The organism is Rubinisphaera margarita (assembly GCF_022267515.1).
Taxonomy (GTDB): domain Bacteria; phylum Planctomycetota; class Planctomycetia; order Planctomycetales; family Planctomycetaceae; genus Rubinisphaera; species Rubinisphaera margarita.
This window is the reverse complement of record NZ_JAKFGB010000012.1, coordinates 590979-613413: the sequence shown is the minus strand read 5'-3', so window position 1 is coordinate 613413 and position 22435 is coordinate 590979. Positions and strand designations below refer to the sequence as shown.

At 59.0% G+C, this 22435-nt stretch carries 13 protein-coding genes; 4 read left to right on the top strand and 9 right to left on the bottom strand.

Annotated elements, in window-relative coordinates; translation table 11 throughout:
• The first annotated feature begins 73 nt into the window (after window positions 1-73).
• The 4 genes from L1A08_RS10865 to L1A08_RS10850 are packed head-to-tail and all read left to right on the top strand — an operon-like array spanning window position 74 to window position 5900.
• The gene (locus L1A08_RS10865; RefSeq protein ID WP_238756418.1) at window positions 74-1699 is read left to right on the top strand and encodes an ATP-dependent DNA ligase; all 1626 of its coding nucleotides are present in this window, start codon (window positions 74-76) and stop codon (window positions 1697-1699) included.
• Complete coding sequence (locus L1A08_RS10860; RefSeq protein ID WP_238756417.1) at window positions 1699-4203, top strand: ligase-associated DNA damage response DEXH box helicase; 2505 nt, start codon at window positions 1699-1701, stop codon at window positions 4201-4203. The genes L1A08_RS10865 and L1A08_RS10860 overlap by 1 nt, the downstream gene beginning before the upstream one ends.
• Before the next feature lie 21 nt (window positions 4204-4224).
• On the top strand, window positions 4225-4893 hold the full coding sequence (gene pdeM / locus L1A08_RS10855; RefSeq protein ID WP_238756416.1) for a ligase-associated DNA damage response endonuclease PdeM: 669 nt from the start codon (window positions 4225-4227) through the stop codon (window positions 4891-4893).
• A gap of 23 nt (window positions 4894-4916) precedes the next feature.
• Window positions 4917-5900, top strand: a complete 984-nt coding sequence (locus L1A08_RS10850; protein WP_238756415.1) for an alpha/beta hydrolase family protein — start codon at window positions 4917-4919, stop codon at window positions 5898-5900.
• A gap of 66 nt (window positions 5901-5966) precedes the next feature.
• Here L1A08_RS10850 and uvrB read toward each other — a convergent pair whose 3' ends face one another.
• The 9 genes from uvrB to L1A08_RS10805 form a co-directional block, all read right to left on the bottom strand.
• Window positions 5967-8048, bottom strand: a complete 2082-nt coding sequence (uvrB, locus tag L1A08_RS10845) for an excinuclease ABC subunit UvrB (protein WP_238756414.1) — start codon at window positions 8046-8048, stop codon at window positions 5967-5969.
• A 181-nt stretch (window positions 8049-8229) separates the two neighbouring features.
• Window positions 8230-9261 carry a S1C family serine protease gene (locus L1A08_RS10840; RefSeq protein ID WP_238756413.1) on the bottom strand — a complete coding sequence of 344 codons (1032 nt, stop codon included), beginning with the start codon at window positions 9259-9261 and terminating at the stop codon, window positions 8230-8232.
• Between the two features lie 31 nt (window positions 9262-9292).
• The gene (locus L1A08_RS10835; protein ID WP_238756412.1) at window positions 9293-11071 is read right to left on the bottom strand and encodes a S1C family serine protease; all 1779 of its coding nucleotides are present in this window, start codon (window positions 11069-11071) and stop codon (window positions 9293-9295) included.
• Window positions 11052-12257 (bottom strand): NPCBM/NEW2 domain-containing protein, encoded by a 1206-nt coding sequence (locus tag L1A08_RS10830; RefSeq protein WP_238756411.1) that lies wholly within the window; start codon window positions 12255-12257, stop codon window positions 11052-11054. Before L1A08_RS10830 ends, L1A08_RS10835 begins: the two co-directional genes overlap by 20 nt.
• 17 nt (window positions 12258-12274) lie before the next feature.
• Window positions 12275-13336 (bottom strand): hypothetical protein, encoded by a 1062-nt coding sequence (locus L1A08_RS10825; protein ID WP_238756410.1) that lies wholly within the window; start codon window positions 13334-13336, stop codon window positions 12275-12277.
• Window positions 13333-15120, bottom strand: coding sequence for a hypothetical protein (locus L1A08_RS10820; protein WP_238756409.1), 1788 nt, complete (start codon window positions 15118-15120; stop codon window positions 13333-13335). Before L1A08_RS10820 ends, L1A08_RS10825 begins: the two co-directional genes overlap by 4 nt.
• Window positions 15121-15177: 57 nt before the next feature.
• Complete coding sequence (locus L1A08_RS10815) at window positions 15178-17568, bottom strand: hypothetical protein (RefSeq protein WP_238756408.1); 2391 nt, start codon at window positions 17566-17568, stop codon at window positions 15178-15180.
• A 5-nt stretch (window positions 17569-17573) separates the two neighbouring features.
• Window positions 17574-19979 carry a hypothetical protein gene (locus L1A08_RS10810; RefSeq protein ID WP_238756407.1) on the bottom strand — a complete coding sequence of 802 codons (2406 nt, stop codon included), beginning with the start codon at window positions 19977-19979 and terminating at the stop codon, window positions 17574-17576.
• Window positions 19976-22402 (bottom strand): BatA domain-containing protein, encoded by a 2427-nt coding sequence (locus L1A08_RS10805; RefSeq protein WP_238756406.1) that lies wholly within the window; start codon window positions 22400-22402, stop codon window positions 19976-19978. Before L1A08_RS10805 ends, L1A08_RS10810 begins: the two co-directional genes overlap by 4 nt.
• Window positions 22403-22435 lie beyond the last annotated feature (33 nt).

Here is a 22435-nt window from a genome sequence, read left to right as displayed (position 1 = left end):
CAAATCACTGCTACGAACTGCCACTTCGGATTTCGTCCGCCTGTCTACAATCTCACTCTGTCTATAATCTCACATGGAACAGTTCTGCCAACTCTTTCGACGCCTCGACGAGACAACTCGCACCAGTCAGAAACTGGAGGCGATGCGGGATTACTTTCTCGAAGCCCCCGCCCCCGATGCGGCCTGGGCGGTTTACGTCCTCAGTGGACGCCGGCTGAAGCGGCTGGTCAAACATGGCGACCTCCGCCGCTGGAGTGCCGAACTGGCGGAGCTGCCCGACTGGCTCTTCGAAGAATGCTATCACACGGTCGGCGATCTGGCGGAAACGATCGCCCTTGTGTTGGGCTCAGGCGAAAAAGAGACCGTCTCCGGCACATTGACCGAGTGGTTCGAAGAACGCATCCTCCCGCTCGGATCGATGAAGGAAGAAGGGCAGCGACTCCTCCTTCAACAGGCGTGGAGTGAACTCGGAAGCTGGTCTCGATTCGTCTACAACAAGCTGATCACCGGCGGACTTCGCATCGGCGTCTCTCAACGGTCGGTCATCAAGGCCCTCTCGATGGCCTTCGAACTGGAACCGAACCTCATCTCTCATCGCATGATGGGAACATGGGAACCGACGCCTCAGTTCTTCAATCAGCTCATCTCGCCCGATGCCGGCGAAACCGCACTCAGTCAGCCCTATCCATTCTGTCTGGCGCACGCTTTGAACGATCCGCCCGAGTCACTCGGCTCCCTCGACGACTGGCATGCCGAGTGGAAGTGGGATGGCATCCGGGCTCAGATTCTCCGGCGCGGCGAAGAGTTCTTCCTCTGGTCGCGTGGCGAAGAACTTCTCAATGAGCGTTTCCCGGAACTCGACGATGACATCTTCGCACTCCCGGAAGGAACGGTGATCGACGGCGAAGTGCTCGGCTGGAAGGACGGTCGCGTACTTCCGTTCGGCGATCTCCAGAAGCGAATCAATCGCAAGAAGGTCGGCCCGAAGATCATGAAGGATGTGCCGATCCGGTTCATTGCGTTTGATCTTCTCGAATTCAAAGGCGAAGACATCCGCCAGCAGCCGTTCGCAGAGCGTCGTCGGCAATTGGAGACGATCCTGACAGCCGATGAAGAGAGTCGGCTCATGCTTTCTCCGCAAGTTACCGGTAACGCTTGGGAAGAGCTCGCTGAAGAACGGACTCGATCGCGGGATCTCGCGGTCGAAGGACTGATGCTCAAAAAGAAGTCGGCTCCTTACGAAGTCGGCCGCGTGACCGGTACCTGGTGGAAGTGGAAGATCGAGCCTTACACCATCGATGCGGTTCTGATCTATGCGCAGGCTGGCCACGGACGCCGGGCCAGTCTCTACACCGATTACACATTCGCTCTCTGGCAGGGCGATACACTGGTGCCGTTCGCCAAAGCCTATTCCGGTCTGACCGATGCCGAGATTCGCCGAGTCGACCGCTTCATTCGCAACAACACCCTGGAGCGGTTCGGTCCGGTGCGGAGCGTGAAAGCCGAGCTCGTCTTTGAACTCGGTTTCGAGAACATTCAGCGATCGACACGGCACAAGTCCGGAGTCGCCGTCCGTTTTCCGCGGATTCACCGCTGGCGGGAAGACAAGAAACCCGAAGACGCCGATCAACTCGAGACACTTCTTGCAATGATGCCCGGTGAAGTCGAGACGATCTCCTCTGCTGCGGAGCAGGGCTGATGGCATCAACCGCTCGCCGCAAATCGGCTCGCTCCCTCGCGATGGATGAACTGACTAGCTGGTTCACCGGGCAGGAGTGGGCTCCATTCCCCTTCCAGAAGAAAGTCTGGCGCGCCTGGCTGGCCGGCGACTCGGGGCTGGTCCATGCGACAACCGGCACGGGGAAAACCTACGCCGCCCTCGGTGGTCCACTGCTCGAAGCCCTGAAAACACGGCGACAGAAACCGGCCACTGGAAAGCCGAAACGATCGCGCAGCCGAAAGTGCCGACTACTCTGGTTGACTCCACTGCGGGCCCTCGCTTCGGACTTGAGCACGGCTATTCAGCGGCCGCTCGATGATCTCGAACTCGACTGGCTCGTCGAAACGCGCACCGGGGATACCACCAGTTCCATTCGGCAGAAGCAGTCGACCCGTCTGCCAGAAGTCCTCGTCACAACTCCTGAAAGTCTGTCGCTGCTGCTGGCTCGGAAGAACGCTCGCGATCTGCTTTCCGAGGTCGACACCGTTATCGTCGACGAATGGCACGAACTGCTTTCAACCAAGCGCGGCACACAAACCGAACTCGCACTCGCCCGTCTCCGTAACTGGAACGAAGACCTGCGAGTCTGGGGACTCTCCGCGACCATCGGCAACCTGACTGAAGCAGCCGACGTGCTTGTCGGGGCCAATCCGTTGCGACCGCCGCAGATGATCAAGGGGAACGCCCATAAGAAGTATCGCATCCGCTCCATCATCCCGGAGACAATGGAACGGTTCCCCTGGTCGGGCCATCTCGGACTCAAACAGTTACCCCAGCTGCTCACCGAGGTTGAGAAAGGCGGCACCTCCCTCGTCTTCACGAACACCCGATCGCAGGCGGAGCTCTGGTATCAGGCGATTCTCAAGCAACGTCCCGAATGGGCCGGAACCATTGCTCTGCATCACGGATCGATCGATCAGGACACACGCCGGTGGGTTGAAGACGCGGTCAAAACGGGGCGTCTTCGATGCGTCGTCTGCACGTCAAGTCTCGACCTCGGCGTCGACTTTACTCCCGTGGAACGTGTCTTCCAGATCGGCAGTCCCAAGGGAGTGGCCCGGCTCATGCAGAGGGCAGGGCGGAGCGGCCACCGTCCCGGCGAAACGAGTGAAGTCGTCTGCGTGCCGACCAACGCCCTCGAACTGGTCGAAGTCGCGGCGGCTCGCCGAGCGGTCCTCAGCGGAAACGTCGAATCCCGTTCCCCGCAGGACAAACCGCTCGATGTGCTCATTCAACACCTGTGTACCATCGCCCTCGGCGGCGGCTTCAGGAAGAAGGACCTGCTGCACGAAGTCCGGCAGGCTTGGGCCTACCGCAATCTTACCCAGCAGGAGTTCGACTGGGCCCTCGACTTCGCCACCACCGGCGGAGAATCTTTGCGGGCCTACCCCGAATACTCGCGACTCGAAACACCCGATGGTCAGCACTTCGAACTGACCGACCGCAAACGGGCCCGGCAGCATCGACTGTCGATCGGCACCATCTGCGGCGATGGCACGCTGACCGTCAAATACATGAAGGGAGCCCGCATCGGTTCGGTCGAGGAATCGTTCGTCGCCAAACTGAAACGGGGCGACCTGTTTCACTTCGCCGGCAAGTCGCTGGAGTTTGTCAGCATCGACAACATGATCGTCCACGTCCGCAGGGCGAAGAAAGCCGCGACAACCGTTCCCCGCTGGATGGGTGGACGGATGCCACTGTCGACCGAACTGGCCGATGCCTTCCTGCAGGAACTGCGTGAGTACCACGAAGGCGACCGCAAATCGCCGGAACTCAAAGCGGTCAGCGAGATTCTCGATCTGCAGGAAGACTGGTCGGCTCTGCCTTCGCGAGATTCACTGCTGATCGAGCGGGTCAAATCGCGAGAAGGGCACCATCTCTTCTTCTATCCGTTCGCGGGCCGCCTCGTGCATGAGGGACTCTCCGCACTGGTCGCTCATCGACTCGCCCAGCGGGAGCCGATCTCGTTCACGATGTCGGTCAACGATTACGGCTTCGAACTTCTCTCGCCGCAGAAGGTCGATCTGCCGGACGATCCCCGCGAGCTTCTGTTCCGTCTCGACACCATGGCAGACGACATCATCCACAGCATGAACGCGGCGGAGATGGCCCGACGACAGTTCCGCGACATCGCCCGCATTTCCGGCCTCGTCTTCAATGGCTACCCCGGCCAGCAGCGGACCACCCGCCAGCTGCAGGCCTCAACCGGGCTCCTGTTCGATGTCTTCTCAAACTACGATCCCGAGAACCTGCTGCTGCATCAGTCGCGACGTGAAGTTCTCGAACAGCAGCTCGACCAGTCCCGCATGCGTCGCACAATGCAGCGACTGCTGTCGAACGACGTCCGCATCGTCTACCCACCCCGGTTGACTCCGTTCGCATTTCCGCTGTTTGTTGACCGCCTCCGACAGAAGCTGAGCACGGAACAGCTGAAGGATCGCATCGCCCGCATGTCACTCGTCCTTGAGAAGGCCGCCTCGTAACACAGCGAACAGGGAAACGGGATGCCCTCATCAGTTTCAATCACGATCAAAGACGTCACTCTTGAACTCCTCGCCGACCGTGCGATCTTCTGGCCCGATCAACAAACGCTCTTCGCTGCCGATCTGCACTGGGGCAAGGCCGGCACGTTCCGCCATTTCGGCATCCCGGTTCCGGAAACCGCCACCCCTGACCTGATCCGTCTTTCTTCTCTCATTAATGAGCATTCCGCCCGCCATCTCGTCGTTCTGGGTGACCTGACGCATCACCACACCGGAGTCGACCCGCAGCTCGTCGACATTATCACCGGATGGCGGCATACTCATCCCGAACTGCGAATCACGCTCGTTCGCGGCAATCACGATCGTCACCTGAAGAATCTTCCCGCCGAATGGGATATCGAATCGCTGCCCGCTCCGGTGGCGTTGAAGAACGTCATCTGCCAGCACGAACCGGCGGACTTCTCGGACGATTCTCCACTCGTTCTGGCCGGACATCTGCATCCGCGTGTTGAACTGCAGGAAGGGTATACGCATCGGGTGAAATGTCACGGATTCTGGTATTCACGGGGCTGCCTTGTGCTGCCTGCGTTTTCTTCGTTCGTCGATGGTGGTATCGTCAAACCGTCCGCTAACGACCGCGTCTGGGTCACCTTCGAAGATCAGATTCTCGAAGTCCCCACCCGGCGCTGACTCCTGACAAAGAGACTTCGACGATGCCCACCTGCCGCCTCCTGATTTGCCTGATTGCACTCTGCCTGTTCTACTCAACTCCGGTTGAAGCAGCCGATCTGCCGGCTCTCACGGAGTTCAAGTTCCGCAGCACGCTCGACGATTCCGAGCAGCCCGCTCTCGTCTGGATGCCCGAACAGGCGAAGACGGAAGCGACGCCGCTCCTTGTCTTCCTTCATTCGTGGAGCGGGAACTATCTGCAGAACAACAGCAAATGGCAGAAGGAAGCGGTCGAACGGAACTGGGTCTATCTGCATCCCAATTTCCGTGGCCGGAACGATCATCCCGAAGCGTGCGGCTCGGAACTCGCCCGGCAGGACATCCTCGACAGCATTGAGCATGTGCTCGAAGACGCGAACATCGACCGCTCCCGCATTTATCTGGCTGGCACTTCCGGCGGCGGGCACATGGCGATGCTGATGGCCGGCTATCATCCCGATAAGTTCTCAGCCGTTACCGCCTGGGTCGGCATCAGCGATCTGGCCGAATGGCACCGCTTCCATGCCCGCACCACGCCGATCGGCAACTACGCCCGCATGATCGAACGCAGCCTCGGCGGCCCACCGGGACAGAGCAAAGAAATCAACGCGAGATATCGCAATCGCTCACCCATTTTCCATCTCGGCAACACCGGCGACCTCCCCATTGATCTGAACGCCGGCATCCACGACGGCCACACCGGCTCGGTGCCGATCACGCACACCCTCAACGCCTTCAACCGCATCGCCCGTGCGCAGGAAAGCCCAGAGGTGACTGAGGACGAGATCAAGCAACTCAGCAATGAACAGCCGCTCGTCGCGCCACAGCCCTCGGACAACGTCTCGAAAACCGAATACAACGTCGACATCCACCTCCGCCGCCACGCCGGCCCGGCTCGAGTCACCATCTTCGAAGGCGGCCACGAGGGTCTGCCGCACCCCGCGATGGAGTGGCTGGAAGATCAGCTGCGGGAGACGAGTTGGGAGTAGTTGCTCAACGAACGATGTCACTGATCGCGAGGCAACTCCACGAAACGGCATCTCAGACAGAAGCATTCATCCCGGCCGTTTCCTCGATGTTCCCTTCCTCCCCGTCTTCTTCCGTCGCTGACGATTCCCCTTCGGTGCGAACCCCGGCGTGTCTTTGTCGCCCACCGGGATCTCCTGGCCGACTTTTTCTCGGAGTTTCTCGATGCGGTCCCGGAGTTCGGCGGCTCGCTCGAATTCGAGGTTCTCGGCAGCCGTGAGCATTTCGCCTTCCATCGCCTTCAGGTATTCCTGCGTCACGAATTCCGTCTCTGAAGAAACGCCGGCGGCTTTCTGAACGATCTGACGGGCTTCGATTTCGTCTTCGATGCCGCGACGGATCGCCTTCTTGATCGTCTCCGGCGTAATACCATGTTTACGGTTGTATTCGAGCTGCAGCTCGCGGCGGCGGTTCGTTTCGTCCATCGCGAGTTGCATACTCGGCGTGACGGTGTCGGCGTAGAGAATCACCTCGGCATTCACGTTCCGGGCAGAGCGGCCGATGGTCTGAATCAGACTTGTGTCGTTTCGCAGAAAGCCTTCCTTGTCGGCATCGAGAATCGCGACCAGAGACACTTCCGGCAGGTCGAGACCTTCTCTCAGCAGGTTCACACCAATAACCGTGTCGTGCACACCTTCGCGGAGTTCCCGCAGGATCTCGACCCGTTCAATCGCATCGAGCTCCGAATGCAGCCAGGCGCACTTGAGCCCCTCGTCCTGCAGATAGCCCGTAAGATCCTCGGCGAGCCGCTTGGTGAGCGTGGTGACCAGGGTTCGTTCGTTCCTTTCGATTCGCAGCTTGATCTGTTCGACCAGATGGGGCACCTGTCGACGAGCCGGGAGAACGTGCACGACCGGATCAACGAGGCCGGTCGGACGAATGATCTGTTCGACGATCTCGCCTTCGGACTGATCGAGTTCCCAGTCGGCGGGAGTGGCAGAAACGAAAACCACCTGATTCCGCCGGGCGTTCCATTCGTCGAACGTGAGCGGGCGGTTGTCGAGCGCCATCGGCAGTCGGAAACCGTGATCGACGAGTGCCTGCTTGCGCGACCGGTCGCCGGCATACATGGCCCGCACCTGGGGCAGGGTGACGTGCGACTCATCGATGAACATCAGGAAGTCGTCGGGGAAGAAGTCGTAGAGCGTATAAGGCGGCTGGCCCGGTTTGCGGCCCGCCAGCGCCCGTGAATAATTCTCGATCCCCGGGCAGAATCCGGTCTCTTTCAACAGCTCCATGTCGTAGCGGGTTCGGGCACTGAGCCGCTGCATTTCGAGCAGCTTGCCTTCCCGACGGAACTCCTCGAGCCGCGTGTTGAGTTCCTCTTCAATCTCGACCATCGCGCTGTCGATGCGGCTCTGCGGCAGCACGAAATGCTTGGCCGGGTAGATGTAAATGTCGTTGTGAATCTTATGCACATCGCCGGAAACCGGATCGATAATCGACAGCGACTCGACTTCATCGCCCCAGAGCTCGATGCGATACGCGAACTCCTCATACGCCGGCCAGAGCTCGATCACATCACCCCGCACCCGGAATTTGCCGCGAGCCCGCTGATAGTCGTTGCGGTCGTAGTGAATGTCGATCAACTGCAGCAGAAGTTCGTCTCGATTCACCTGCTGGCCGATCCGCAGGGGGATCATCATGTCGAGATAATCCTTCGGCGAACCGAGGCCATAGATGCAACTGACGCTGGCCACGACAATCACATCCCGCCGGCTGACGAGCGCACTGGTGGCGAGCAGCCGCAGCCGGTCGATCTCATCGTTGATCGAGGCATCTTTCTCAATGTAGATGTCGCGTTGCGGAATGTAGGCTTCGGGCTGATAGTAGTCGTAGTAGCTCACGAAATACGTGACCGCGTTGTTCGGAAAGAAGTCGCGGAATTCGGCGTACAGCTGGGCGGCCAGCGTTTTGTTATGCGACAGCACGAGCGTCGGGCGGTTCAGTTTCTGGATGACGTTCGCCATCGTGAACGTCTTCCCGGAACCGGTCACGCCGAGGAGTACCTGATTGCGTTTGCCTTCCTCGAGACCGCGAACGAGCGAATCAATCGCCTTCGGCTGGTCCCCGCCGGGGGCAAACTCACTGACAAGTTCAAATCCAGACATGAAAACTCCACAGCCAGGCGGCTGGTTTCGATGTTTCTACGGTGACCAGACTGGCCTTGAGATCTCTGCAGGTCGCCCCGGCTGTTTCAACCGGAGTGGTGCAGCCACAAGACGTCCGCACGTGCGCATCAGGCTGCCCGATGACCGCTTGATGGCCCACCAAACGAACCATTATAGCAGGCTAGTTCAGCTCAGGAACGATGAGCTCAGCATTGATCAGTTCCCGGCCCCGGCGGACGGTCACCCGGAGGACGTCGCCTTTCTGCAGCTGATGCAGCCGTTCGTAGAACTCTCTGCACGACTGCACGAGGTCGTCGTTGGCAAGGACGATCAGATCGTCCTGCAGCAGTCCCGACTCGGCGGCTGGGGAACCGGGCTGAACGACATCGATGTAAGCGGGAGTTCGGGCGACGACATCGGGAACGAGCCGAAAGCCCATCGGCATCGTATCGACCGGACGAATGACAGGCGGCAACTCGACACGGTCTCCGGTCACAACTTCTCCGCGGACAAGCTGCCCGATCGTCTCGCGGAAGTCGTACAGCGGAATGGCGTAGTTGATCCACAGGTTGGAGCGGCTGTCGCGAATCTCTTTCCCGATGATCCCGAGCAGTTCCCCCGTCGAAGTCGTCAGTGCCCCGCCGGCCGCGCCCGGATTGTTCATCACGGCATCGACCACGATCACATCGCCCTTATATGTCATGTCGAACCGGCCTCGTCGAGCGGGCAGGGGACCGACCATGGCGATGACGCCGTGAATGACGGAAACCGGCTCATCGCCGGCTGCGACATTGAACATATTGCTGAAGCCAAGCACCGGCGTTCCCGGCCCTCGCTGTGCGAGCTTACTCAAATCGAAGTGGGGAGCATTGCGAACCTCGATCTTGAGCACCGCCAGGCCGGCTTCCCCGGCGCCGGCGACAAATGTCGCGGGCAGACGTCGCCCATTATCGAGCACCGCGACGACCGAATCGGTATCGAGCAGATGGTTCCAGACCGTGAGAATGTGGCCATCGGCTGAGATCAGAATTCCGGTGCCGTAGCTCGCCAGATTGGCCAGCCCGCCGGCTCCGTAAAGCTTCACCGTCTTCGGCAACACCTCGCTCAGCGTCTCCTGCTGGTCGCCGCGAACGGGTGCGGACACGAGCAGAACGAGAAGCGCACACCAGAGCGGAGTCAGTCGGAGATCACGCTGAATATTATTCCAGAACATGCGGTCTATTTCAGATATGCGTCGCGGCGGCTCAGGGAGCCGGTTTCTCCACGTCGCCAGTTTCCATGGACTTAACTTCAAAGATAGTCGCCGGCTTTCCGTCGACAACGACCGAGAACTGCACCGGCGTGGAGTGTGGCTGATCCGGCTTCCACGTTGGAATACGGATGCCGCATTCGGGCATATCAGGCCGCAGTCGCACATCCCAGCCGACCAGCTGCCCGGCTCCCTGATCGAAGTACCAGCGGATTTCGCGTTCTGAATCGAGAGTAAACAGAACATCGACCCGCTGCCCAACGCCGTCGAGCGGTTCGCTGCCGACGTAGTACATCTCGGTGAAGGCATCCTTCCCCTTCGTCATAAACTGCTGCCACTCGTAAAGAGCCATCAGCATGCCTTCCGAGTTCAGACCTGCGACAAACGTTTCCGGTCGGCCAAGGTCCATCAGAAAGGCACGCTGTTCCTGCGGCAGTTCGAGCAGACAGGCAAACTCGGCAAGCACGAGCCTGAACTCGGCTCCGCCGGCAATCTGCCCGGTGAATGTCCATTTGCGGTCCGGGCCTCCGAAATCGCCGAGCGACTTCATGCCGTTGAGCAGTTTGTCCTGGCGAGTCCGGTTGAAGTGGTAGTTGACGAAACCGAGCCGCCCCTCGTAGAGATGCTTGTGCTCTTCCGGAATTACGATCGGCTTCTTGCCGTGCGGCAACGGAATGGGGATCGGCATCTCTTCCTTCGGCTCGTCGTCCGGATTGGCCGGCATGGGAGGTTCACCAGCAAACTCAAGCAGTTCACCCGTCGAATGCAGGGCTTCCAGACGGGGGAAGATCTCGAACCGTTCGCCCTCGCGGCGGTAGACCAGCGGGATCTTCCAGCCTTTCGGATAGATCCCGAGCACATTCTTCAGCTGATTGACGCTCCCGATCGGACGCCCCCCGAAGGAGATAATCTCGTCCCCGCGACGGAGTCCACAGAAGTAGGCGCTGCTCGTTTCCAGAATCGTATCGACGATCACGGTCGAGAACTCGTCGGACCTTACGGTCGCTCCAAGCGTGGCATGATCGACAACGCGTCCACTCTGAAGATGGTCGCGGAAGTTCTTGATCTGATTGATCGAAATCGCATACCCGGCTCCGGCATTCACGCGACCGCGCTTCTCTACGGAAATCCGGCCATTGATCCCGACGACCTCGCCCTGTTCGTTGAACAGCGGCCCGCCGGAATTCCCGGGATTGATCGAAGTATCGACCTGAATGCAGTCGGTGTATTCAAGAAACGTCCCGGCCGGATACTGATACCGCTGCACCCCACTGACCATGCCGAACGTCAACGTCGGCTGAAAGTCTTCAGCCAGCAGAAACGGATTGCCCATCGCCAGCGCCCAGTCGCCAACCTGAACGGTATCGCTGTCGCCCAGACGGGCAAACGGAAAATCGTCCCGCCCGAGCAGCTGAATCATGGCGACATCACCCGTCGGATCGATTCCCATCAGCACGGCATCGTAAATTTTGCCGTCGTTGAGACCACACTTGAGGAATGGCCCGGCTCCATCGACGACGTGGAAGTTCGTCAGCGTGAGTCCATTCGGCGAAATCAACACGCCAGAGCCGCCTCCCTGGCCATCGGGCGGGAAGATCGCCACGACAGTCGGGCTGATCCGGTCGATGACTTCGATCCGCTGCTGTTCAGCGGCGATCACTTCGGGCGGAAGTTCGATCTGCGCAGCGAGTCTGGTTGCTCCCCCCAGGCAGAGCAGAGCGGCAACAATCGAAGCGACTGCAGCGGTCAGATATCTATTTAAGTAGTCGTGCATCCACAAGATCCAGGTGGTCGCCAATATCAAGTCCCTTGCCAAAGTCGACCGTAATGTAAAGGAAGCGTTTGCCGCTCAGGGGAAGATCGAGCGGGATGGGATCCATGCGGGCATTCACATTGCCTTGATACAACACTTCGTCATCGCCGCGAATGATCACGTCGACATCACCATGCCCGGCGGCAGCCACTCCATGGTCAATTCCCATCACCGCATGCAGTCGCGTGTACTCCCCGGCGAGGCGATAAGTCAGCTCCGTCCTGGAATGAATCCAGAGCCCCCGCGAGAACTTCTCCCGGCCCAACTGCAGTTGCTTTCCATCCGCAGTACGGTCCCGCTGGTATTCCCAGATCGTATCGAAGAACGGAGTGTACTCGGTGCCTTCAGGTGTCAGGTCGGAAAGATAAACGACTCGCCCGAGGCTGAAATCGAGGCGGGAAATGTTCTCAGTCGAACATCGAATCTGCTGCTGCGGCCCGGTGCTGGCGATTAACTCCTGCCCCTGCAGAGCGACACTCTGGACGAGCAGACGCTCCCCGGTCACGGTCTCAACAGCACACCGAGCCTGAGTCCCGGGTTGCATCGCCACGGCGTGGATGATGCCGAATACTTTGGCAATGGGGACGTCGATCTCGCTGCCATCATAAAGGAAGGAGATCTCGGACTCATTGTACTCGGTGACTACGCCGGGAAGGAAATCGAGAACGTCCCCCTTACGGATCACGAGCCGATCATCGGCTGCTGTTTTCGAAAGCAACTCCTGCCACGGTTCACGGGTGACATCATCCAACGGCTTCAGGAGCAGCGATTTCACATTCCGGAAAGGAACGCTGATGGTTCCGAATGCACTGGAGGCGAACGAAACGGTCAACCCGTCTCCTGTTGCCTGACTGCCGCGAAGCTGCGAGCCATCTGTCAGGCGAATCTGCTGAGAGGCGCTGCCGCCGGCTGCGGGTTTCGCCTTGTTCTCCGGCCAGCTGACAGTCATGACGCGGTCAAGTGAAATCGCATTCACGTTTCCGCCAGACTCCAGGACGAGCTGCTCGCTGGCGAGATCGCTGAGTTCGCCAGTAATTGTCTTCCCGTCCATCGTCGCGACATCGACCGCGAACGCAGAGGAGACGAACAGACACAGAGCCGCGCAGCTCCCGGCGATGAAACGGACAAGATCGAATCCAAAGGGCATAGGACTTCCGTTTCCTTCTAAGGGTTCTGATTATCCCGCTGAGCGGCTTTGCGGTTATACGCTTCGATCGCACGCTGATAGTGCGGCGGGAACATGGTTCCCAAAATCTGCTTGGCTTTGGCCTGATCCTTCGGAGGAAGATTTCCCCAGCCGGCCTGTTTGCCGAGATCTTTCTCATCGACTTCACCAGGAGCGGTCTGCCCTTTGACACGACTGTCCTGAGAGGGCGAACTCGGATTGTTCTGCGAGCTGTTTCCCGCTCCGCCCCCACCGCTCGCCTGCTGTTCGAGTTTGGCGATCAGTTCGTCGAGTGTTTCGATGATCTCTTCCTCGACTTTCTGAACCTTCTGCCCACTGCGGCCGATATCGAGCCGTCGCTCGACATCTTTCATCTTCCGGGAGATCTCATCGAGACTCTTGTCTTCCCAGCGGGCCATGTCCTGTTGCATCAGTTCGCCGAGCATGCGGTAGCGCGTCGGCAGCGATTCGCAGTCGGTCAGCAACGTCTTCAGCGACTCGCTCGCGATCTCCTTCTGCAGTAGCTGATGGGCACATACCGACTTCTGGAAGAAGTACCCCGCAGGCTCCGCCAGCAGCGAAGGGTCGAGACCGGTCAGTTGTTCCAGTGCCTCTTCATACATCTGGCGTTGAGTCAACTGATCGACAAACCAGCAGCGGAAGTTCACTTCAATCCACGGATCGTTCACAGCCGGCAGGCCGGATTCGTGGGCTTCCAACAGTTCCCGATAAGAAGCGTTGCGAACGCGGTCGACGAAATCTCCAAGTTCCGGCCCCGAAAGACGAACGGCAGCAGCGATCAGTTCTGTTGCCGGCAGACTGGAGTGAGCCTCAGCGAACTGCTTCCACGGCTCCACATTCTCCGCCGACTGTTCGGCGATCCAGGCTTCACATCGGGCAGCGATTTCGTCGTGCGACATCGCCTGATAGTTCTGGTCAGCGTCTGACTGATTCTGAGCAGCAACTCGATTCGGCGTCATCGCCTGACCGACGAGAGCGATGGCAACGGCCCAACAGCCGATGCCAAACCACTGTAAGATTGACTGGAACGGTCTGGTCATTCGTTGCGTCCTGTCGAAAGGTCGTAGGTCGCCCGCTGGATTCGGGCCTGTCGGATCGACAGCTGGTCGAGAAGATCGAGCAGCTCCTGATCGGCGGCCTGTTCGCCATCAATCTGACGTCCATACTGACGCGTTCGTCGATTCACCCGATACTGCAGCGACCGCAACAGCTTCAGTTCTGCAATCAGATCGATCAGCGCCGGATCGCCCTGTTCTCCCTGTTGCTGATCGCCCTGCTCGTCTTTCTCTTCGAGCTTTTCCATTTCGCGTCGAAGAGCTTCGACCATTTCTTCGAGCGCCTCGATAATGTCGTCCTCGATCGCAATGGTGATGTCGTCGATCTGGAATTTGTTCAGACGCTCGGCCACTGTCCGCATATCCTCGCGGAGTTCGAGCACCGCTTCGGGGAAGGCCACCGAGGTTCCCTCTTCACGGAAGAGCACGAGTGCCTTGTCGGCTTCGACGACAATATCCTGCTCGTCTCGAGCCAACTGAGTCGAGCGGGCCCGATGTCGGGGCACACGCTGTTCCGCCGGAATGTCGTGAATCTGTCCGCTGGCTTTTCGAACCGCCATCTGCAACTGCAGCATCTTGCGGAACCGCGCCTCGAGGGCAGCCAGCATGATCTTCTGTTCTTCTTCACGAAGCTGACGCAGAATCTCTTCGAGCTGAGCCTTCGCTTTTTCCAACTCGGCAATCGCCCGATCCTGCTCGCGTGAGGCGTTGTCTTTCTGCTCCTTCTTCAGCTCGTCGATCGCCTTCTGCATCCGTTCGATGGCCGACTCGACTTCTTCGCGGCCAGCGGTCTGCTGCTGATCCTGAGGTTTCTGTTGTTGCTGCTGTTCGGAATTCTGCTGATCCTGCTCGGAACCTTCCGAAGGCTGCTGATCCTGAGGCTGTCCCTGCTGCTTTTGTTGCTGCTGAGACGGGGACTGCTTCGAGTCCTGCGGTTCGGAAGGCTTGCTTTCCGAGTCGGACGATTCGCCCTGCGAAGGACTCTGCTCGCCCTCTTTGGGCATCGACTCCGTATTCTTCGGATCGCTCTCTTTCGGCTTCTGTTCGCCATTCTGCTCCGAAGGCTTCTTCTCCCCGTTCTGTTCGCTTTTCTCGCTGTCTTTGCTTTCGGAGCCTTCCTGCGATTTCTGGTCACCGCCGGCTTTCTCGGCTTCTTCGCGACGCTGCTCGTCCTGCTTGTCGATTTTTTCGGCCAGCTTCTGCGTATTCTCGGTCACGTCCTGCTGATCCTGCTGAAGGCTCTGCCCGGGGCGGCCGCGTTCGGTCCCCGCCCGGACTTCCTTCTGCTGGATGACGAGCTTGTTCAAATCGCCAATCAAAGCCTGCAACCGCTCGATTTCGCTGCCGAGACGCTCAAGCTCATCTTCACTCTGGAGAACATCGAGCAATGTGAGCAGCGACTCGATGAGATCTTCCTGCCGCTCCACGACACCAGCGTACTGCGGCGTCTCTGCTGTCAGAAGTTCAAGCAGGACGTCCATCTGGCCATCAATCCTGGCCTCGTTGCTCTTGCCGATGACGCGCATCAGGAGTTCCGCACGAGCTGGATCGGTCTCCTTCATATAGCCATGCAGCTGAGCGAGGGTCTTTGAAAACCGCTGATACCGAGCCGCGATCGACTGCTGGGTTTCCTTGAGACTCGCATCTTCCACCGCAGGCGTTTCGACAGTCTCTTCCTGTGCGGAAGCGGGGCGGGCCAGCAGGACCGCCAGACAGACCGAGAGCAGAGGAACGGTCCAGATCACTGGCAGGCGTCCGAGGATCAACACGGTGAACACTCCTCTTTCGGTTCGAAACGGTCGCTGATGGCGAAAATCCATTTTAGATCAGTTGAGCAGATCGATCAGCTTCTTTTTTCGCTCTTCTTCGGTCTTCTCCCGCAGGGCCTTCTGGTCGTCAATAATGCCCTTGAGAAGCTCGATCACTTCCTGAAAGCTTTCCAGCTTCCGCATTTCTACAAGAATCTGCCGCAATCCGGTCAGCAGTCGATCCATGTCGGCCAGACAAACGGCAGGGGTCACGTCGGTCGATGTATTCTGTTGCAGGCTGAAGTCAAGCAGCCGGAAGTTGTTCTCGGCCTGAGCAAACTCCTGCTCCAGCAGACCCGACAGCGGTGCGATAATCTTCTCCTGAAGTCGAGACCGCATCTGGGGCGTCTCGACACGGTTATTAATTAGTTCCCGCAGGATGTTGTCAAACGCGAGGCGAATCGCATCGGCTTCGATTGAGTCCTTCCGCAACGTATTCAGAGTCCGCTGCACGGCGTCTGGCAAGGGGAGCGGTTCGGAGCTCCCCTCGGCGTCCGAGGGCGGAATCGCAGCGCCCGCAAAGTCATCTCGGGACCGCGTCAACTCATCGATCAGCTGTTCGAATCGCCGTCTGAGATTCAGTTCGTCCTGATGCAGCAGGGACAGCAATTCCTCGTCGCTGACGATCTTCAATCGATAGGTTTCACTTCGGGAAAGATGCGGCCCATTAATCGTGTCGACATCGGCTGCCAGCAGATTAAGAAACAGCACCTGCCCGACGTTCAGTTCGAGCGGGAGAACATCGAACTTTTCCGCCGGCTGTTCGGCGGTGCCCCGCATCGCAAACTCGAGAGCATTCGCCGGCTGTCGGACAGTTGGTCTTGTCTCGGTCTCTTCCGCCTGATCGATCCGATATTCGAACTGTGTCGAAGCGAGTCCATAGTCATCGCTCAGTTCCCCCTGAAACGGGATCAGGGCCTTGCGGGTGATCGCCTTACCAATACCGACCAGACGGGTCGTCACCTGGGGCGATTCATCACGTCGTCCGCGAATCACCAGACGGATCGGCTCCAGATTGACGATATCGCTTTCGTCCTGCAGCAGAATTCTCAGTGTCTCCTCTCGCAGAATCACTGCACCCTGCACGGGACCGCCACTGGCCTGCTCGACGTTTTCAGGAGTCGGTGCGAGTGTTTCACGTTGAGTCACAAGCATGCCGACTGAGACGTTCAATCCATCCTGAGAAATGAACGGGGCTGACGTTTCCGCAATCGGCCGGGTCAGAAACGGAATTCCCCGGTCATCGAGATAACTGCACACCGCGGTCGAACGCCCTTCCACGGAACGATCGAGCTTAACCTCGAAGCCTCGGCCGGTAATGCGAACCATCTTCAGCGGTTTGGTCGAAGTGGCCTTCAGCTCGAGCTCGGTTTCCATCGGCACCGTAATCTCGGTGGCGTCGATTTGTCGCTCGCGCTCGTCGCCCACACCCGACTGATTCCAGCCTGTGTATTCCGGGTACGTGCACACCGTTTTCATCGAAGAAATGGCAGGCTCGGGAACGGCGATCACCTTGTAAGGTTGAGGCGTCGTGAAGTCTCCGCCGGTCACGGTAAACTCAAGGTCATCGACCAGGTCGCCAATAGTGTGACGGAACTCGCCTTTCCCTGCGGGAGCCATCAGGGCGCGACCGCGAGCTCCCGTTGAGGTTCGATAAGAGACGACGACTTGCTCCGGCGGAAGCTTGTCGGGCAGCACGCGGGCCATGATCGTCAGGTCCGCCCCGGTGGCATGTCTGAGAGTGTGGTCTTCGAAGTTACGAATACGGTCTCCCGGCTGCGCGACGACGAAAAGTTCCAATCCGTTTCGACGGACCCAGTACTCATCCTCCAGACCGAGATAGGCGTCGGACCAGCGTGAGACTGTCGAGGGGCTGGCGACGGAGACGGTAATCAGCGAGACCAGTCCGATGGTGGCCGCAACGACCGCGATTCGGAGCGGCCGAAAATTAAAGACGCTGTCGATCTCCAGCGAGTTTACCAGACGGGACGCATCGGCTACGGTTCGCTGCATCATCGACTGCGTCAGCGCCGAAGGCTTTCGGGCGTCGTTTGACTCCGACATTTCGACCACGGTAATCAGTCGATCCCGCAGTTCAGGAAAGCGACGTTCCAGCAGCATCGCCAGAGCGCGGCGTTTCAGTTTGATGAGCATCTGCCAGATCAACGCCTGATACGCGATGCCGATCACGAGGGCCAGACTGGCGATCACAATCAGCAGGCGAACCGGGCGAGGAATCTCCAGTCGCGTCGCACTGAACCAGAGTGTGTCGAAGCTGAGTGTCAGCCAGAACAGCACAGCCAGAGTCGCGAGAACCAGGGCGAGTCCGCGGATGAAAACGTACCGACGGATCGAAGATCGCAGCCGCGACAGGATCTGGTCAATTTGTATTGGGAGAAGCGGGTCCATAGTCGTCAGGCGAGTTGTAACAGTTTACGGATCAGCCATTCCAGACCAAACAGGCCCACAATGAGGTACATCAGCCAGCCGCGATCCCAGAGCGTGCGAATCTGTTCGCCCAGCAGAAACTGTTCGCTGGCCTGAGGAAGAAGGCTCAACACGCTGTTGGCTTCACTCAACGGGAAGTAGCCGCCCCCTGTCCCGGCAGTCAACATCTGCAACTGCCGCACGTCCTGCCGCAGGTCGCGATTCTCCAGGTCGGGGAGTTCGGCGACCACCGATTCGCGGATCGCGTCTTCGGTGCCGGGAATTCTCAACCGCACCTGATAACGACCCGCGGTCTGGGCACGAATCTCACCCACATAACTTCCCGCATAGGAAGCATCGGGCCGCAGCTTCGGGGCAGGGGAGATGAGCCGTCCATCCGGCCGTTCGACTTCGATATCGACTCCGTCAACTTTGAGTGGCTCGAAGCTGGCATCGAGCAAACGGGCCCGTACCTTGATCATTTCACCAAGTCGAACCGTCTGCTGGTCGACCAGCAGAGTTCCCCGGGGGTTGCTGCGTCGCAGACGATTCTGAGCCGCTTCCCGTCCGATCCGTGTCCAGAAACGTTCAAAGAACTCGGGATCTTCCGCCCGCAGTCGATAGAACTCCGGCGATCCGATATAGAAGGTTCGTCCCTGTCCATAAAACTGGCTGGCCAGGAAAATCGGGGGCTCCGATTCCGTCAGATCCCCCACGCCGCCTGCCGTGGCATAGACCGTGGCTCCGGTCTTCGCGCCGGCGGTTGGATAAAAGCGGTAGAACCCAGCAAATTCGTCCCAGAAGTTCGCGGCATTGCCGGCGTCTTCGTCGAGGTTGAGAAGCGGAACGGAGCGACCTTCTTCGGTCAAATTCAACGGCCGGACCTGAGTGGATGCCGAGATGAGATCTATGCCGGGCAGGATCGTGTCCAGAAACACCGGATGCAGATCCATGATCATTCCCAGCTGATCGCGGGAACTGGCCAGCAGTGGGGTATTGATGTCTCCAGCGATGAAGACGACGCCGCCTCCTTCGTTGCTCACCCATTGTTCGAACAGTCGACGGGATTCGTCGGGCACGTCCATCCAATTGGGGTCGAAGCAGATCACGACATCGTATTCGAACAATTCGGCTCGTTCGGTCGGGAAACGGTACAACAGACTGTCGACATCCTGGCTGATGCCGTCCGTGCCCGACTGCAGATAGGCATCGACCGTGAAACCCGGATGCCGTTTGAGGACGCCGGTCAGAAACCGGTAATCCCACGTCGGGCCGCCTGCGAAAACGAGCACTTTGACTGGACGCTCAAATGCGTTGACGGCCGTCACACGGATATTGTCGGCCTCCTTCACTTCGCGGACCTGCCGGACTGGCGTCGCTTTTACCTGATATTCCCATTCGCCTTCCAGTGTCGGCGTGACCGGAAAGGTCACCTGCACTGGTGTGACATCTTCGAGCAGGGTCGCCGTCTGTTCTGCGAGCGGGTAGAACGCGGTCTCCGTCCCCGGCTCGCGTGTCAGCAGCTGCACATTCACCTGCTCGCCGGCCAGACCTTCTGCACGGACATAAGCTTCGATATCAAACGGATCGCCCAGTTGAACATCGCTCGGCGAAACAACTTTCACCAATTCCAGATTGATCGGAGCCTTCGTGCCGCCAGTTCCAAGTGCAACGACTCTCACCTGCAGCGTTCTCGCGACATCATTGGCACTGGCGACATCGATCCCCGCGTTGTTGCCTCCGTCGCTGACGACAATGACTCCGGCCAACGTCCGTCCGTTGAGTTCCCGGGCAATCTGCGCCGTGACTTCCCCCAGACGGGTTTCGTTACCCTTAGGTTGCAGGGCTTCTTCCCAGACCACGGGCTCCGATGCCGGCTCGTCGGTTTGTGTCTCGCCCGCCGGCAACGGCGGAAGTGTGGTCAACCGATTCGAGACTGCCCCATCAAACGAATAGATCGAGACTTCGTGCTTCTGCCGCAGTTCATCGATCCACGTCGATTCCTCGATCAGCTCGACCACCCTCTGAAACCGGGACGGAACATTGTCCACGGACGCCGAATCGTCTGGCGGATCTTCGGCCGGATTGAGCATTGAGGAGGAAACGTCGACCAGCACGGCCACGCGGGACGGGCGGTCGGCCCAAGTCTGCGTCCGTGTGCGAGGATTCAGAAAGACAATCAACAACCCAACGATAGCCAGCAGGCGAAGCGCAGGTAGAAGTATCCGGAGTGGCATCGACAACTCGACGCTGTCGCGACGATAGAGTTCGATGCTCCAGGCAATCAGACCGCCGATGATCAGTGTCAGGACGGTCCATTCAACCGCTCCGGTTGGCCAGCTCCATTCTGTGAAGCGAATCGACTCCTGTGCGAGAATCAGGAAACCGTTCATGATCTCCCTCCCGTCGTGGAGCGTCCCGTTTGAGTTCGTGGCCCAAGATCGCGTCCCCGGCCGTATCGAGAACGCAGAATGGATCGCAACCCGGCTGGCTTCGCGCTCGGATTGCGGGCGTGATATCCCAGACGATAAGCCAGCCACTGTTCGCCAATCAACAGGGCAACGAGGAGGGCCAGCAGGAACATCCGCAGTTCGCGTCCCGGATCGTCCTGCGTCAGTCCTTCAAGTCCGCCGACATCCTGGACGACAATTCCGTCCACGCCGGCCAGTTCGCGCCGCATCGCTTCAGGCGTCGAGAGAGCCAACTCGGATTCTTCAGCCGGAACATTAAACGCGACCAGTTCGGTGGTCGCCACGCGGGACAGGTCCTCTTTACTGATCCGATAGATGCCCGGCGTCTGTGTCTGATCAAACTGCGCCAGCAGCTGGACCGTTCCATTCTCCGGACTCACCTGTTGCGCTTCGCCATTATTCTCGACTTCCGCCGTGGCCGTCATGGTGACAGGACTGCGCCCCGTTTCTTCCGGCGGATAGAAAGTGACATCGGGATAGGCGACCGCCGGATCGATCTCCACCAGCAGGTCTTCGCCAACCAGCCGCGTGGAGGACGCTCCCTGTCGACTGGCGATGTACTTGACGAGTTCGAGGTGAAAGACCGTGAAACCGGGGGCATTGATATCGAACGGCCAGTTATGCCATCGTTGCTCGAGCACAGGACTCATCGGACCGGCCGATGTCAGCGAGACAAACACCCGCCCCCGGCCAAAGCGGGTTTCGAAGAAGAGTGGAGCCTGATTTCGCAACCGCCCCAACACGCGGACTGACTGCGGCACCGTGCCATCAGCCAGCGGCACATAGCGATAGATATTCAGATAGTAAGCCAGAAGTCCCTCTTCGGCATTTAAAATCTCGAACAGAGGGCGATCAGCCAGTTGCAGATCTGCGCCGGGATTCGTCGGGTCTGCTCGCGGCAGCTCGATGGGCGAAGCGGCGATGTCCAGTGGAAAGATGGAGGATGCCATCAGAGCCGCCTGATCATCGGAAGCTTCGGATTCTTCGTCCTCGTCGGATTCGTCACTCAGCCCGTTGTAGAACGAAGCATCGACGCGATCTCCCATGAACCAGGCAAGTCCTCCGCCAGCTTCGACGTAGGCCGTCACGGATCGCAGAATGTCCGGAGAGAGACGATCCACGTTCAACAGATAGAGCGCCGTAAATTCATTGAGATTCAGGTCTCGCAAGGCGTCTGGCCGAACGATGACAACCTCGAAGCCGGTAATGGACGAGTCGGCTGCAAGAGCATCGGCGACGTACTCTGCTTCGCGTGTCTGTTCCGATCCATCCGCAATAAGCACCCGCTGACGTTCTGGAACGTTGATCGTCACGTACCGCGTGTTATCCGCCTCCAGGGCGTCGGCCGGTAACTGCACGGAGATGGCATGTTCGCCCGCCGAGGTCAACGTGACCTCGAACGATTCGTTGACGGAATCTCCCGCCTCGATGCTTGGAATGCTGATCGATTGCGGCAACGGTTCCCCATTCACAAGCACCCGGACAGGCACGTTCTCGACGACCGTGTCTCCTCCATTCGATACCTCGGCAGTCAGTTCGACTGGCACGCCGACAGCCGCCGTGTGGAGACTGCCTTCAAAGTTTACGACGGACAGATTCCCATGCAGCGAAGGCACGGTCGGCACGAGATGCACGCGAATCCGCTCATCGGTCAGCGTTTCGAGATCGGTTTTCAACGTCGGCGATGCTCCCCATTCCTGTTGCCGGAAGTCGGAGAGAACGTGCACAATCTGAAAAGCCCCCTTGTTAGCCGTCAGCTGTCGCTCAACAGCCGGGAAGACCTCTCGCCATTCGGCTGATCCATATCCGCAATTCCGCTGCATCGTTTCCAGCTGATCTTCCAGTTCTCCAACGAGCGAGGTATCCGCACGCCGGCTGGTGAAGCTCGCCGCGGTCCGATCCGGATTCGAGGTCTGCATCAGCGTCACGGAGTGGTTGCCGCCGTGAGACGCCAGATCCGAGACGAGCCGCTTCAGGGTTTGCAATGCCTCGCCGTAAGCGGTCGTCTCGCCCCAGCGATCCCGCATCGAACCACTGTCGTCGAGCACAATCAGGTGATGCGTTTCATTCTTCTCCAACAACGATAACTGCGAAGGATCGAGCAGAAGGCGAGCGAACAGAGCCACGATCGCCAGCACGATCAGAATTCGGAGAAGCAGGAGCAACAGCTGTTCGAACAGCAGCCTGCGACGGTTCTGTTCCTGACTCTGAAGCAGGAATTCCATCGCCGCGAAACGAACGGTCCGGTAGCGCAGGCGATTCATCAAATGAATGATGATCGGAATTGACACCAGTGCGACACCGCCTGCCGCCAGCCAGGGATTAATAAAAAACTGAGACAACATTCAGTGAGCTTTTCTCCAGTTCGCTCCGCAGAT